Below are 13,635 nucleotides of genomic sequence, written 5' to 3' on the forward strand. Positions count from 1 at the left end.
ATTAATATACCTCATTTCCCTGAAAAAGTGTCAACAAACATTCCTTAATTTTAAACATAAAATTGTGCATATTCTCTTCTTTTCTCCGGACGATTGTGGAAAAAATACAGATTTATTTAATATTACAGGTATTCCTTGTGCGTTCTCCCCCTGGGGTATACGGGGAGGATTTTTGTATCTTCTGCTTTCTTGTGATAAAATACATAAAAACAACTTGTGCATTGGTGCGTACAAGTTATAAATTGGTAGTAAGAGGATATTTGAATCACTTTTATAAAAAGGAGGCAGAACGATGAGATTTTTTGTGGACACGGCAGACATTGCTACGGTGCCCTGTAAGGGAATGGAACAGAGGACAAAGCATCCTCTGACTGATTAAGTGCAGGCTCTGATGTGATGATGGCGGTGAACTTAGGAACCAGGGGGATTGCTGATGCATGCAATCTGCTGGAGTACTGCAATCATCCCGGCAGCAGCAAATCCAGTGATTTAAGGATCAGCCGCGGCTAAAAGGAGCCTCATAAGAACAGAACCTGTTTCCGTCTTCAATGAGGCCCTAGCAGACCAGCCAGTCCATATGATGACGGTGTTATGACAAGTGTTTTGCACAAGGCGTCCTGGAATGTGATCCGCCTTGGAATAATGGAAAAGGGGGTAATTAAAATGATAATGAAAGAATATAAATTTTGGTTTGCAACAGGATCCCAGGATCTTTACGGTGAGGAATGTTTAAGAACTGTGGCTAAACATTCCGGTATCATTGTGGAAAGACTGAATTCTTCCGGTCTCCTTCCCTATGAAGTGGTTCTAAAGCCGGTGCTGATTGATAACGTCTCCATACGCAGGCTGTTCCATGAGGCCAATACGGATGAGTCCTGTGCAGGAGTGATCACCTGGATGCACACCTTTTCCCCTGCAAAGTCCTGGATTTTAGGGCTTCAGGAATACCGGAAGCCGCTGCTCCATCTGCATACCCAATTTAACAGGGAGATTCCCTATGATACCATTGATATGGATTTCATGAATGAAAACCAGTCTGCCCACGGGGACCGGGAATTCGGACATATGGTCACTAGAATGGGCATATCCAGAAAGGTAATTGCAGGTCACTGGGATGATCAGGATGTCCAGAGCCGGATCGGTTCCTGGATGAGAACCGCAGTAGGGATCACGGAAAGCAGTCATATCCGGGTGGTACGGGTTGCGGATAATATGAGAAACGTGGCAGTCACCGAAGGAGACAAGGTAGAGGCCCAGATAAAATTTGGCTGGGAGATTGATGCCTATCCGGTCAATGAGATTGCAGATTATGTAAAAGACGTGGCTGCAGGAGAAGTCTCTTCCCTTGTGGAGGAGTATTACAGCAGTTACGAGATTTTGACGGAAGGCATGGACCAGGGCGAGTTCCAATCCCATGTGGCGGCCCAGGCCCAGATCGAGCTAGGGTTTGAGCGGTTTTTAAAGGATAAGAATTACCAGGCCATAGTCACTCATTTTGGAGATCTTGGCTCTTTAAAACAGCTACCTGGTCTTGCCATTCAGCGTCTGATGGAAAAGGGTTATGGCTTTGGGGCGGAGGGCGACTGGAAAACAGCCGCTATGGTACGTCTGATGAAGCTTATGACACAGGGGACCAAGGATGCAAAGGGCACTTCCTTTATGGAGGATTACACCTACAACCTGGTTCCGGGGAAGGAAGGGATTCTTCAGGCCCATATGCTGGAGGTTTGCCCCACCATTGCCGGCGGAAAAATCGGCATCAAAGTGAACCCGCTGTCCATGGGGGAGAGGGAAGCCCCTGCCCGTCTTGTATTTACGGCAAAGGAAGGAAAGGGGATAGCTGCCTCCCTGATCGATTTAGGCAGCCGCTTCCGCCTGATCATCAATACGGTAAACTGCAAAAAGACGGAAAAGCCCATGCCAAAGCTTCCGGTTGCTACTGCGTTCTGGACACCGGAGCCAAACCTTATCACCGGAGCGGAAAGCTGGATTTTAGCTGGCGGCGCCCATCACACGGCTTTTTCTTATGATCTGACGGCAGAGCAGATGGGAGACTGGGCAGAAGCCATGGAAATCGAAGCCGTATTCATCGATGAAAAAACAACCATCAGGGATTTAAAAAATGAACTGAGATGGAATTCTGCAGCGTATCGTTAATTCAATAACATCAGCCGCATCTTTGTGAAAAAGGAGCGGATGTGACTCAGGAGGGGTTTTTGATGAAAGAGGATCAAATTAGAACAGCTATCCGGGAAGGGAAAACGGCCTTGGGGATCGAGCTTGGCTCCACAAGAATCAAGGCAGTATTGGTAGATGAAGACCACAAACCGATTTCTTCCGGCAGTTATGACTGGGAAAATCAGTATGTGGATGGCATCTGGACCTATTCCATTCCGGACATCTGGGCCGGGGTTCAGGAAAGCTACAGAAAAATGGCAGAGGGGGTGAAGGAGAGGTATGGGGAAACTCTTACCACCGTAGGAGCTATTTGCTTTTCCGCCATGATGCATGGATACATGGCATTTGATAAGGCTGGAGAGCTTCTGGTTCCTTTCCGTACATGGAGAAATACCATGACGGAGGAAGCCTCGGAAAAGCTGACAAAGCTGTTTTCCTTTCGAATTCCCCAGAGATGGAGCATTGCCCACTTATACCAGGCAATCCTTAATAAAGAAGAGCATGTGCCAAGGATTGATTATCTGGTCACTCTGGAAGGCTATGTCCATTGGAAGCTGACAGGAGAGCGGGTTCTCGGGATCGGAGACTGCGCAGGGATGTTTCCTGTGGACAGCGCTGCAAAGGACTTCCACGGGCGCATGATCCGGCAGTTTGATGAGCTGGTGGCTCCCTATCAGTTCCCCTGGAAGCTTCGGGATCTTATGCCCAGGGTGATGACGGCAGGAGAGAGGGCAGGGGTATTGACAGAGGAGGGGGCAAGGCTTCTAGATCCCAGCGGAAATTTAAAGCCCGGAATTCCGCTTTGTCCGCCGGAGGGGGATGCTGGGACCGGGATGACTGCAACCAACAGCGTGGCAAGAAGGACCGGCAATGTGTCCGCAGGAACCAGTGTGTTTGCCATGGTTGTTCTGGAACAGCAGCTTTCCAGGGTATATCCCGAAATAGACATGGTCACCACTCCTGCAGGAGATATGGTTGCCATGGTGCATTGCAACAACTGCACCTCCGATCTCAACGCCTGGGTTTCTCTGTTTGAGGAATTTGCCGGGGCGATGGGAATGAAAGCTGACAGGAATGCTCTGTTCTCCATCCTTTACCAGAAGGCCCTGGAAGGAGATAAGGATGGGGGCGGCTTACTTTCCTACGGATATTTATCCGGGGAGCATATCACACATTTTGAAGAGGGAAGGCCGGTGTTTGTCCGGACACCGGAAAGCCGCTTTACTCTTGCCAACTTTATGAGAGTTCATCTGTATACGGCCTTGGGAGCCTTGAAAATGGGAATGGATATCCTGTTTGAAGAGGGAGTCCGCCTGAATGTGCTTTTAGGCCATGGGGGACTTTTTAAAACCAGGGAAGTGGGACAGCGGATCATGGCAGCCGCTGCAGGCGTCCCGGTTTCCGTAATGGAGACGGCCGGTGAAGGCGGAGCCTGGGGAGCCGCCCTTTTGGCCTCCTATATGCTGCGGAAGGAAGAGGGAGAATCTCTGGATCATTATCTTGCTGAAAAAGTATTTAAGGATGAAGAAGGAATCAGGATGGAGCCAGATCCTGAGGAAGTTGCAGGATTTCAGGCATTTATGGAACGTTACAGGAATGGTCTTTCCATTGAACGGGCTGCGGTGGACAGCTTAAAATAAACCGGAGGGAAGAAGGAGGAAGCTGATATGCTGGAAGAACTGAAAAAAAGTGTATACGAGGCGAACATGGAGCTGCCGAAAAGAGGGCTTATCACTTATACCTGGGGAAATGTCAGCGGCATTGACCGGGACAAAGGACTTTTCGTAATCAAGCCCAGCGGGGTGGATTATGAAATGCTTACCCCTGAGGATATGGTGGTCATGGATCTTGAAGGAAACCAGGTGGAAGGAAAATTAAGGCCTTCCTCTGATACGGCCACCCATTTGGAGCTATATAAGGCTTTTATAGAAATCGGCGGCATCGTCCATACCCATTCTCCCATTGCCACATCCTGGGCCCAGGCAGGGAGGGCAATTCCCTGTTACGGGACCACCCATGGGGATTATTTCTACGGGGAAATCCCCTGTGCCAGAAATCTAACAGAAAAAGAGATTGAGGACGGATACGAAAGGAATACGGGAACGGTGATCATCGAGACCTTTCAGGGCTTGAATCCCATGCACGTACCTGCGGTTTTGTGCAAAAACCATGGGCCTTTTACCTGGGGGAAGGATGCGGCCGATGCGGTACACAATGCTGTGGTGCTGGAGGAGGTCGCCAGGATGAACTTCATGACCGAACTGTTAAATCCGGCGGTTTTACCGGCACCCAGGAGTCTGCAGGATAAGCATTTTATGCGCAAGCACGGGCCTGGCGCCTATTACGGCCAGAAAAAAGATTCATAAGGAGTTCCATATGGAGGAAGACAGCGGAAAAGCAAAATACTATGTATTAATGGAAGAACTGAAAATGGATATTGTTTCAGGAAGGCGCAAGCCGGGAGACCGGCTGCCTTCGGAACACGAGCTGTCGGCCTCCTGCCATGTCAGCCGCCATACGGTGAGAAAAGCGTTGTCCATTCTGGAGCAGGAAGGATTTATTGAGGCAGAGCATGGCCGGGGAACTTTTGTATCCAGAAAGGCAGGAAGAAAACAAGGCTCAGGAAACATTGCAGTCATTACCACCTATCTGTCTGATTATATTTTTCCTCGGCTGATTCAGGGAATCGACAGTGTGCTTACGGCAAACGGCTACAGCATCATATTGAAAAATACTGGAAACAGCAGGCTGAGGGAAAGTAAATGCCTGGAAGAGATTCTTGAGAAGGATATTGACGGTCTCATTATTGAACCCAGCAAGAGCGATATCATGTGCGGTCACAAAGGACTTTATGATAAGCTGGATTTTTACCAGATTCCTTATGTGTTCATTCAGGGCTGTAACACCCATATGAAAGATAAACCTCATATCCTGATGGATGACAGCATGGGAGGGTATCTGGTGACAAAGCATCTTCTGGAATTGGGACATGAGCACATTCTGGGTATATTCAAGGCCGATGACAGCCAGGGAAGGAACCGTCACAGGGGATATGTAAAGGCCATTCAGGAGGCCGGATTTTCTTATGATCCGGATATGGTGGTCTGGTTTCATACGGAAGACCGTATGACAAAGCCTTCCGGTGCCTTAAGGCTTATGCTGGAAGAGGGGGTGCCCGTAGACGGAATTGTATGCTACAATGACCAGATCGCCTTTGAGGTGATGAAAACCATAGAAAAAGGCGGATTTTCCGTGCCTGAGGATATATCCGTTACCGGATATGACAATTCCTTTATTGCAGAAAACGGGCTGGTGAAGCTGACAACCATCGCCCACCCCCAGGAGCGCCTGGGGGCCATGGCGGCGGAGCTGCTTTTGGAAAAGATCAACCATGTTCCGGATGAAGAAAGCAAAGTGGAGCGGATCTTAAAGCCGGTGCTGATCATCAGGAATTCCTGCAGAGACCGGAGGCTTTAATGGGAAACGGAGCGGAGTCTGCCCATGTATAAAACACATCCCAGGATCAGGATCCCGGAAAGCAGGAAGAGCAGCTGCATTCCGCTTATGGGGATTCCTCCTAATTCCAGGGAAGGAAATACCTTTAGGAGAGAGGCTCCAAGGAGGGTGGAAAGAAAGCCGCAAAGACCTGCATAGGAGGAATTGGAACTGACATAAAGCACCCGTTTTTCCGTTGGGGCATAGTGGTACTGAAGGTTAAAGACGGATATGGCGATTCCTCCCCAGGCTGCGCCAGATAACGCCTGCAGCACTGGCTGCAGCACATAACAGGTTTCAGGGGTCATGAAAAGCCAGCTGGCATGGACAAGACCCAGCATGCCCATGGAACAGCGGGCGGCCAAAAGCCAGGAGGTAGCATCTGCAAAGCGTCCCCAGAGCCAGGCAGCCAAAACCCGGACGGTTGAAGAAATAAGGCCTAAAAAGGTGATGTATGTATAATCCAGCTTCAGACCAGTGACCATGTATACACTGAAAAAGGGGCCTGCGATCTGAAGAGCCAGGTTCCAGAACATGTAGGTCAGCATTACTTTCCGGTATTCCTTATCGGCCAAAGGCTTGATAACTGCATCCGGAAGCTTCTGGCGATGGGGAATGCTTTCCGGCTCACGGATGGAGGAAAGGCACCAGAAGTCTGTAACTGCGATGAAAAAGACCACGGTCCCCACCACCATAAAACCGGCCTGTTCCACGGAATTGCTGCGGAACCAGTCCATGACCCAGCCCATGATCAGGCTTAAGATGGTAGAAAACCCAAAAGCAAAGGAGTCTTTTTTTCCCAGATAATTTCCCCTGATATGCGGAGGAACAAGCTGAAGGATCCAGTTCCCTATTCCCGTGCCGATAAAGGCTCCGAAAAAGTGGGCGGTTCCGTATATGGCAATCACAGATGCCAGACGGAGTCCGGGATCTTTCACAATCAGGGGCACAAAAAACATCGAAGACAGAAGAAGCCTGTGAAATAAGGAAAAGCTGGAAATCAGGCATTTTTTCCGGCAGAGGCTTTCCAGTAGGATAGAGGAAAACATCTGAAGGGTACAGAGAAGGACCGGGATGGAACCGATGATCCCGTTCATGGAATCTGTGGCTCCCAGTGAATTGGCATAGCCGGAAAGAAATGCACCTGTTGTCAGGGTGACAATTCCGTTGGCGCAGCAGCCCTCTGCAATAAAAAGCCTTCTGCCGCTGGAATAATCTGTTTCTGTAAGGACCGTTCCGTTAAAATAGGTACGTGAGACCTTATCTTTTAAAAGTAATACTGCTTCTATCATCGAACTTCCGCGGCAGAACTGCCGCGATCCCCTTTTCTTTTTGTTAGATATCTGATATTCTTTGTTTAAAGGTTTTTCTCTCCCTCTATATTGCCAGTATAATGAGAGGGATTCAAGAGGAAAAAGAAGCGAAAAACTGGAGGATTCCGACCGGGCTGACAGGAGGAAATGATGGAACATTACTTAAATTTAAAGGCTGTGCTTCCGGTGAGGGCGTTGAATGCAGGGTATCTGGTAACCGGCGGAAAGGGACGCCACGCAGACCGGGTCATAGATTCTTTTGAAATCATCTATGTGAATTCCGGGATTCTGGGAATCGCCGAAGAGGACGTGACCTATAACGTCGAGGAAGGGGAGGCGCTGATCCTCTTTCCCGGCAGGCATCACTGGGGAACAAGAGAGTTTGAAGAAGACTTGAACTTTTACTGGCTGCATTTTCATCTGGAAGAGGAGGCAGTGCGGACCGGACGGGATATTATGTCCCTGCCCCAGCTTATCCGCATCAGAAAGCCGGAGCAGTTTGAGGAGCTATTCCGCCGCTTCATTAAACGGCAGAATGTCTGCAGGGAGGACAGGACAATTTTAAATCTGGTGCTTTTAGAGCTTTTGTGTGAGCTCAGCGACTCTCTTTCTCCCATGGAGGTAAACGGGCAGAAGGTGCTTCTGGCAAACCAGGCGGGACAATATATCCGGAATCATTTTGAAGAGCCGTTATCCTCTTCCATACTGGCTGAAAAGCTGGATTGCAGCCCGGATTACCTAGGGCGTGTCTACAATGCCGTCTATGGAAAAACTCTAACGGAAGGGATTCACGAGGCACGGCTTAATAAGGCCTGCAGAATGCTCATAGAAACAAACCAGACAGGAAATGAGATCGCATACCAGTGCGGCTATCAGGATGTGGATTATTTCAGAAGGATCTTTAAGAGATATATGGGAATAACACCAAAGGAATACCGCCAGACTTACCGTCTGGTGGGGAGATAGAACAAGCGGCAGGAGAGATTGGTTTACCCTGCCGCTTATTTTAATGCCCCGGCCGGAAGATAATCAATCCGGCAAAGTCCTAAAATCCAGAAGGAACGCCTTTTTAAAAAGGGTTTTAAATTAGTATCTTTTATGATACTATAGCTCTATAGAAGTGCAGCATGGCTTCATGGAGAAGGGGAGGGCATTATGAGAAGTTTGGCGTATTTGAAACTGATGGCAAGGGAGTATCCGACGATAAAGGCTGCTTCCAGTGAAATCATCAACCTTACGGCCATTCAGGGTCTACCAAAGGGAACAGAATACTTTTTCAGTGACTTACATGGCGAATACGAGGCATTTGTCCATTTGCTAAAAAGTGCTTCAGGAGTGATCCGGGAGAAAATCACGGAAACCTTCAGCCACATCATACCAGAGAAAGAAGAAGTGGAGTTAGCCAATTTAATATACTATCCGGAAAGGGTCATGAATCAGCTGGAGCTTAAGGGCATGGCAGATGGTGACTGGCAGAGGGTGACCATTTACAGGCTGGTACAGATCTGCAAAATGGTTTCATCAAAATACACCCGGTCAAAGGTAAGGAAAAAAATGCCCCCGGAGTTTGCCTACATCATTGATGAGCTGATCCATGTGGATTATAATGATGACAATAAACGTGTATACTATAATGAAATCATTCGGTCCATCATCGACATCCGGGTGGGAGATAAGTTTATCATAGCCCTATGCGAGCTGATCCAGAATCTGACCATTGACAGCCTGCATATTATCGGGGATATTTTCGACCGGGGTCCAAGGGCGGATATTATTATGGATGAACTGCTCCGGTTTCATGATGTTGATATTCAATGGGGGAATCATGACATTTCCTGGATGGGAGCAGCCACCGGGAATCTGGCATGTATCTGCAATGTACTGAGGATCGCCATCAGCTATAACAGCTTTGATGTGCTGGAGGATGGATACGGCATAAACCTGCGCCCGTTATCCATGTTTGCTGCAAAGGTTTACCGGGACGATCCCTGTGACCGGTTCATTCCCCAGATCTTAGACCAAAACATATACGATGCGGTGGATCCGGGACTGGCAGCCAAGATGCACAAGGCCATTGCTGTCATCCAGTTTAAAGTGGAAGGGCAGATCATAAAACGCCATCCGGAATATGAGATGAATGACCGGGTCCTGATTGAGGCTGTTGATTTTTTACGGGGAGTTGTGACCGTGGAGGGGAAGGAATACCCAATGCTGGATATGTTCTTTCCAACGGTTGATCCCAAGGATCCGCTAAAGCTCAGTAAGGAGGAAGGAGAGCTTCTTCATACCCTGCAGCTTTCCTTTATGCATAACGAGCTTCTTCATAAGCATATCCGGTTCCTTTATTCCCATGGAAGTATGTATAAATGTTATAATTCAAATCTGCTGTACCATGGCTGCATTCCCATGAAGGAGGACGGCTCCTTTGAGGAAATCGTGGTGGACCATCATTCTTATTCGGGAAAGGCCCTGATGGATTACGTGGATAAGAAGGTTCAAAATGCATATTTTATGCCGGAAGAATCCCCGGAAAGCGGGGATGCAAGGGATTTTATGTGGTATTTATGGTGCGGGGCCAAATCCCCGGTTTACGGCAAGGGGAAAATGACCACCTTTGAGCATTATTTTATTGAAGACCATGCCTCTCATAAAGAGCCTATGAATCCTTATTACAGACTCAGTGTTAAGGAAGAATATTGTGATAAGATACTGGAAGAATTCGGTCTTTCTAAAAAAGGCTCCCATATCATCAACGGCCACGTACCGGTGAAAATAAAAGAAGGGGAGTCGCCGGTGAAAGCAGGCGGCAAGCTGTTCCTCATTGATGGGGGACTGTCAAAGGCTTACCAGACAAAGACAGGGATTGCAGGTTATACCTTGATTTATAATTCCAACCATCTGGCTCTTGCTGAGCACAAACCCTTTGACCCGAATAAAGAAAGTACCCCAAAGGTTTCCGTAGTAGAGAACATGAAAAACCGTGTCATGGTTGCAGATACGGATAAAGGCGTGGAACTGGCCGAACGGATCGCAGATCTGAAAGAACTGGTGGCGGCTTACCGGGATGGCATAATTAAGGAAAAGGTAGAGTAGTCTTTCCTTTTAACGGAACTTGCGTTGCAAGCTCCATTAAGCAATATTATGAAAACAAAAGATGTTTTCATAATCGGATGGACGGGTTAAAAACAGCCCTTTTAACGGAACTTGCGTTGCAAGCTTCGTTAAGCAATATTATGAAACTTTAAGAATTTTTTCAGAGACGGTTTCTTTACGAAATCCCTGTCAGATGATACAATAATCAAAGCTATTTACTTAATAGAAGGAGGCTCAGATGAGCAGACAGGAGTTTTTACAGCGCTTGAGGGAGGCTTTAACAGGTGAAGTGACCGGGAGCGTGATCGAAGAAAATATCAGATATTATGAAGAATACATCACCACAGAAGTGAGAAATGGTTCTACGGAAGAGGCGGTAATCGCTTCCATTGGCGACCCAAGACTGATAGCCAGGACGATATTTGAAGCCAGTGAGAATGCAAAGGAAAGCGGAACCGGAAGAACTTATTATGAATCCTATTCCGGTGCAGACCGGAATGTGTATGAGGATCCAGGTGACTTCCGCCGTCATATGCATTATATTGACTTAAATAAGTGGTACTGGAAGCTTCTGGGAGTTGGGGTGCTTATCTTATTTTTCTTTTTGATCGCAGGCATTGTTACAGGGATATTCAGTCTTTTGATGCCTATCATGGGCCCCTTGCTATTGGTATTTCTCATTGTCTGGCTTGTAAGAGGACCGAAACGATAAAGTTAAAGATATTTAACAATTTCAGGTAATTATTACAAAAGTGTGACGGCATTTATGACGCAAAAGCGTTATAAATGCCGTTTTTGCTTGACAAATGCAAGCTATAAGTATATAATTCGAAATGTAACATTTATGTAACATTTCAACTGGATTTTGCAGGAATGACAGAAAAATGTAAGAACAGGAGATATAATATGAAGAATAAAATGTGGAAGGCGATGGGGCTTTTAGGGCTTTTGGCAAGCTTAAGCTGGGTTTCCCCTAATGAGGCAAAAGCAGCGGAAATCGCTGTGGAAACCAGCACGACACTTTATGCAAAGTTGGATATGCCTGTATCTGTCAGGGATGCTGCAAATTCAGAAGGAACAGTACTTTCCCAGGCCGGGGAGGGACAAACTTATGAAGTTGTGGAATCTCCCAAGGATGGCTGGATCAAAATAAAGACCCAGGATGGTCAAGGATACATACAAAGCGGATCTGCGACGCTTATTGAGAAAACCCAGGAAAAGGTGGACAAGTCCGTTCTTATGCGACAGCAGATCGTGGATTATGCACTTCAGTTTGTAGGCGGCCGCTATGTCTACGGAGGGGTCAATCCCAAGACAGGAGTGGATTGTTCCGGTTTTACCAGCTATGTGTTAAGAAATGCGGCAGGTGTCAATTTAAGCCACAGTTCGAAATCCCAGTCAAGGGAAGGCCGCAGTGTCAGCTACGAAGAAGCCCGTGCAGGAGATTTGGTATTTTATGGAAAAAACGGGTCCATCAATCATGTGGCACTTTACATGGGAGACGGCAGGGTAGTCCACGCTTCCACAGAAAAGACCGGAATTATCATAACAAACGTCATGTATCGCAAACCTGTGAAATTTGTCAGGGTTTTAAACTAAAATATTTAGAAATTCGTGCAGTTTTAAATAATACTTGACGAAAAGATAAAATAAATGTATAATAACCGTAATGAATTTAATAATTACGTAACATTTGAAAATCAAAAAGTAAAAATAGGAGCAATTTCCCGATGATAAACAATGCATGGAAAACGTTAGGCCTTATGGCTTTTTGCGGCGCAATGATAATTGCAGGTCCTTCAGATGTAAGAGCAGATGTAATTTCAGGTCCAGGACTCAGTTATGGGAACTATATGGTGACTGTTAATGCAGATAACGTAACGATCAGCAAGGATGAAGCTGGTAAGGAAACACTGATGACCGCTTCAAAAGGATCTTCCTTTGAAGTTGTTCAGGATATGGGCGATGGATATGTTAAGGTAAAGATCAATGATACATATGGCTTTTTGCCGGCAGAAGGGAATGCCACCATAACATCTACCGATGAGGAAACACTGGCGGCCCTGGAGGTAAAGACTCAGGCTCAGGCAGCGGTCGATTTCAGACAAGGCATTGTGAATTACGCACTTCAGTTTGTAGGCGGACGTTATGCCTATGGCGGCAGCGATCCGCGCACCGGAGTGGATTGTTCCGGTTTTACCAGATATGTAATGCAGCACGCAGCAGGTCTTACCATTAACCGTTCCTCAGGTGGACAGGCCTCTCAGGGGAAAGCAGTCAGCGCTGACCAGATGCGCCCCGGCGATTTGATTTTTTATGGCAGTGGATCATCCATTAATCATGTTGCCATGTATATCGGCAATGGACAAGTAGTCCATTCTTCAACTTACAGCACAGGTATTAAAACATCTCCATGGAATTATCGGACACCTGTGAAAATCGTCAATGTTCTTGGCGACTAATGAAATAGCGGATTACCGGATTTTGGAAAGGGATATAGGACCTTCGGCATGGGATTGCCGGAGGTCTTTTGTTTTACCGGAAAAAAAACAAAAAGAAACAGACGGACAGGGGAGCCATCCGGCTGTTTCTGAGGGGAGTATAAATAATTAATAAGGATGAGGAAAATAAATTCCTCATTTTAATTATAATATAGTCTTGATAAAAATGCAAAGTTATTTTTAAAATTAAAAATAAAAATAGAAGTATAATCTTTTAAAAATACGCCATAATAAACGATGTAACGTAAAACGCCGACAGGAGGTATTAAATATGTCTAGAAATAATTACAATGATATGGACAATTCCAGAAATTCTCAGAACAACAACCAGAACAACAACCAGAACAACAACCAGAACAACAACCAGAACAACAGCCAGAACAACAATCAGAACAACAATCAGAACAACAATCAGAACAACAACCGCAATTCCAGCAGGGACAGCAGCCGCGATTCCAGCAGGGACAGCAGCCGCGATTCCAGCAGAGATAGCAGCCGTGATTCCAGCAGAGACAGCAGCCGCAACAAGTTTTAATTAGGTCTAAACAAATCAATTAATAAAAAGCGTGGGAAAGAGACAAAGGGGTCCTTTCCCGCGTTTTTTTGTCGGAACGACCTTTTTTTGGACGACTTTCCCATTCCGGGAAATATGGAATATATTATTACTAGAAAGGACAGGTGATAATATGTTCAGGACTATACCGATTTGGGAAGTGGATCATTATATCAATTATTACGACAATATTATGATTATCGATCTCCGCAGTCAGTCGTCCTACAGGCAGTCCCATATTATGGGAGCGGTGAATTTGCCGTATGAAGATATGGATCAATGGATGAGCAGCTTGCCAAAGGATAAACTTTTGATTTTTTATTGTTCCAGGGGCGGACAAAGCATGATGGCCTGCAGAAAATTGGAGCAGGCCGGATACAATGTAGTCAATATTGCCAATGGAATCGCGTATTACAAAGGAAAATATATGGTTCGCGGATAGGTAAATTCATTGACAGAAATACCCCGCTAGCCTTAAAATATACCTATTAACGACTAAAGG

12 protein-coding genes are annotated in these 13,635 nt (G+C 46.5%); 11 read left to right on the top strand and 1 reads right to left on the bottom strand.

Annotation, left to right across the window (positions count from 1 at the left end; all coding sequences use genetic code 11):
* Nucleotides 1–663: 663 nt before the first annotated feature.
* The 4 genes from araA (at nucleotide 664) to CLOSA_RS03570 (ending at nucleotide 5,655) form a co-directional block, all read left to right on the top strand.
* Entirely contained in the window at nucleotides 664–2,157 is a 1,494-nt protein-coding gene (gene araA / locus CLOSA_RS03555; protein WP_013271401.1) for an L-arabinose isomerase, read from the top strand.
* A 62-nt stretch (nucleotides 2,158–2,219) separates the two neighbouring features.
* Nucleotides 2,220–3,818: a xylulokinase gene (locus tag CLOSA_RS03560; RefSeq protein ID WP_013271402.1), complete on the top strand. Its 1,599-nt coding sequence runs from the start codon at nucleotides 2,220–2,222 to the stop codon at nucleotides 3,816–3,818.
* Nucleotides 3,819–3,845: 27 nt separating this feature from the next.
* The gene (locus tag CLOSA_RS03565; RefSeq protein WP_013271403.1) at nucleotides 3,846–4,544 is read left to right on the top strand and encodes an L-ribulose-5-phosphate 4-epimerase; all 699 of its coding nucleotides are present in this window, start codon (nucleotides 3,846–3,848) and stop codon (nucleotides 4,542–4,544) included.
* Between the two features lie 10 nt (nucleotides 4,545–4,554).
* Nucleotides 4,555–5,655 (top strand): GntR family transcriptional regulator, encoded by a 1,101-nt coding sequence (locus CLOSA_RS03570; RefSeq protein WP_013271404.1) that lies wholly within the window; start codon nucleotides 4,555–4,557, stop codon nucleotides 5,653–5,655.
* On the opposite strand, the gene CLOSA_RS03575 is transcribed toward CLOSA_RS03570, so the two are convergent.
* The gene (locus CLOSA_RS03575; RefSeq protein ID WP_013271405.1) at nucleotides 5,652–6,965 is read right to left on the bottom strand and encodes an MFS transporter; all 1,314 of its coding nucleotides are present in this window, start codon (nucleotides 6,963–6,965) and stop codon (nucleotides 5,652–5,654) included. The genes CLOSA_RS03570 and CLOSA_RS03575 overlap by 4 nt on opposite strands.
* Before the next feature lie 168 nt (nucleotides 6,966–7,133).
* Here CLOSA_RS03575 and CLOSA_RS03580 point away from each other — a divergent pair, with 168 nt between their 5' ends.
* The 7 genes from CLOSA_RS03580 (at nucleotide 7,134) to CLOSA_RS03610 (ending at nucleotide 13,575) form a co-directional block, all read left to right on the top strand.
* The gene (locus CLOSA_RS03580) at nucleotides 7,134–7,952 is read left to right on the top strand and encodes a helix-turn-helix transcriptional regulator (protein ID WP_242647779.1); all 819 of its coding nucleotides are present in this window, start codon (nucleotides 7,134–7,136) and stop codon (nucleotides 7,950–7,952) included.
* A 189-nt stretch (nucleotides 7,953–8,141) separates the two neighbouring features.
* Nucleotides 8,142–10,079 (top strand): fructose-bisphosphatase class III, encoded by a 1,938-nt coding sequence (locus tag CLOSA_RS03585; RefSeq protein ID WP_013271407.1) that lies wholly within the window; start codon nucleotides 8,142–8,144, stop codon nucleotides 10,077–10,079.
* 238 nt (nucleotides 10,080–10,317) lie between these two features.
* A complete protein-coding gene (locus CLOSA_RS03590) occupies nucleotides 10,318–10,791 on the top strand; it encodes a DUF1700 domain-containing protein (RefSeq protein ID WP_013271408.1) in 474 nt (157 codons plus the stop codon).
* A gap of 194 nt (nucleotides 10,792–10,985) precedes the next feature.
* The gene (locus tag CLOSA_RS03595; protein WP_013271409.1) at nucleotides 10,986–11,678 is read left to right on the top strand and encodes a C40 family peptidase; all 693 of its coding nucleotides are present in this window, start codon (nucleotides 10,986–10,988) and stop codon (nucleotides 11,676–11,678) included.
* A 131-nt stretch (nucleotides 11,679–11,809) separates the two neighbouring features.
* Nucleotides 11,810–12,541: a C40 family peptidase gene (locus CLOSA_RS03600; protein ID WP_013271410.1), complete on the top strand. Its 732-nt coding sequence runs from the start codon at nucleotides 11,810–11,812 to the stop codon at nucleotides 12,539–12,541.
* A gap of 310 nt (nucleotides 12,542–12,851) precedes the next feature.
* Nucleotides 12,852–13,115 (top strand): hypothetical protein, encoded by a 264-nt coding sequence (locus CLOSA_RS03605; protein ID WP_013271411.1) that lies wholly within the window; start codon nucleotides 12,852–12,854, stop codon nucleotides 13,113–13,115.
* A 151-nt stretch (nucleotides 13,116–13,266) separates the two neighbouring features.
* A complete protein-coding gene (locus CLOSA_RS03610; protein ID WP_013271412.1) occupies nucleotides 13,267–13,575 on the top strand; it encodes a rhodanese-like domain-containing protein in 309 nt (102 codons plus the stop codon).
* Nucleotides 13,576–13,635: the final 60 nt, after the last annotated feature.

Source organism: [Clostridium] saccharolyticum WM1, assembly GCF_000144625.1.
GTDB lineage: Bacteria > Bacillota > Clostridia > Lachnospirales > Lachnospiraceae > Lacrimispora > Lacrimispora saccharolytica.

Coding starts and splice junctions, on each gene's coding strand:
- araA (WP_013271401.1), top strand. CDS start 664: ATGATAATGAAAGAATATAAATTTTGGTTTGCAACAGGATCCCAGGAT.
- CLOSA_RS03560 (WP_013271402.1), top strand. CDS start 2,220: ATGAAAGAGGATCAAATTAGAACAGCTATCCGGGAAGGGAAAACGGCC.
- CLOSA_RS03565 (WP_013271403.1), top strand. CDS start 3,846: ATGCTGGAAGAACTGAAAAAAAGTGTATACGAGGCGAACATGGAGCTG.
- CLOSA_RS03570 (WP_013271404.1), top strand. CDS start 4,555: ATGGAGGAAGACAGCGGAAAAGCAAAATACTATGTATTAATGGAAGAA.
- CLOSA_RS03575 (WP_013271405.1), bottom strand. CDS start 6,965: ATGATAGAAGCAGTATTACTTTTAAAAGATAAGGTCTCACGTACCTAT.
- CLOSA_RS03580 (WP_242647779.1), top strand. CDS start 7,134: ATGATGGAACATTACTTAAATTTAAAGGCTGTGCTTCCGGTGAGGGCG.
- CLOSA_RS03585 (WP_013271407.1), top strand. CDS start 8,142: ATGAGAAGTTTGGCGTATTTGAAACTGATGGCAAGGGAGTATCCGACG.
- CLOSA_RS03590 (WP_013271408.1), top strand. CDS start 10,318: ATGAGCAGACAGGAGTTTTTACAGCGCTTGAGGGAGGCTTTAACAGGT.
- CLOSA_RS03595 (WP_013271409.1), top strand. CDS start 10,986: ATGAAGAATAAAATGTGGAAGGCGATGGGGCTTTTAGGGCTTTTGGCA.
- CLOSA_RS03600 (WP_013271410.1), top strand. CDS start 11,810: ATGATAAACAATGCATGGAAAACGTTAGGCCTTATGGCTTTTTGCGGC.
- CLOSA_RS03605 (WP_013271411.1), top strand. CDS start 12,852: ATGTCTAGAAATAATTACAATGATATGGACAATTCCAGAAATTCTCAG.
- CLOSA_RS03610 (WP_013271412.1), top strand. CDS start 13,267: ATGTTCAGGACTATACCGATTTGGGAAGTGGATCATTATATCAATTAT.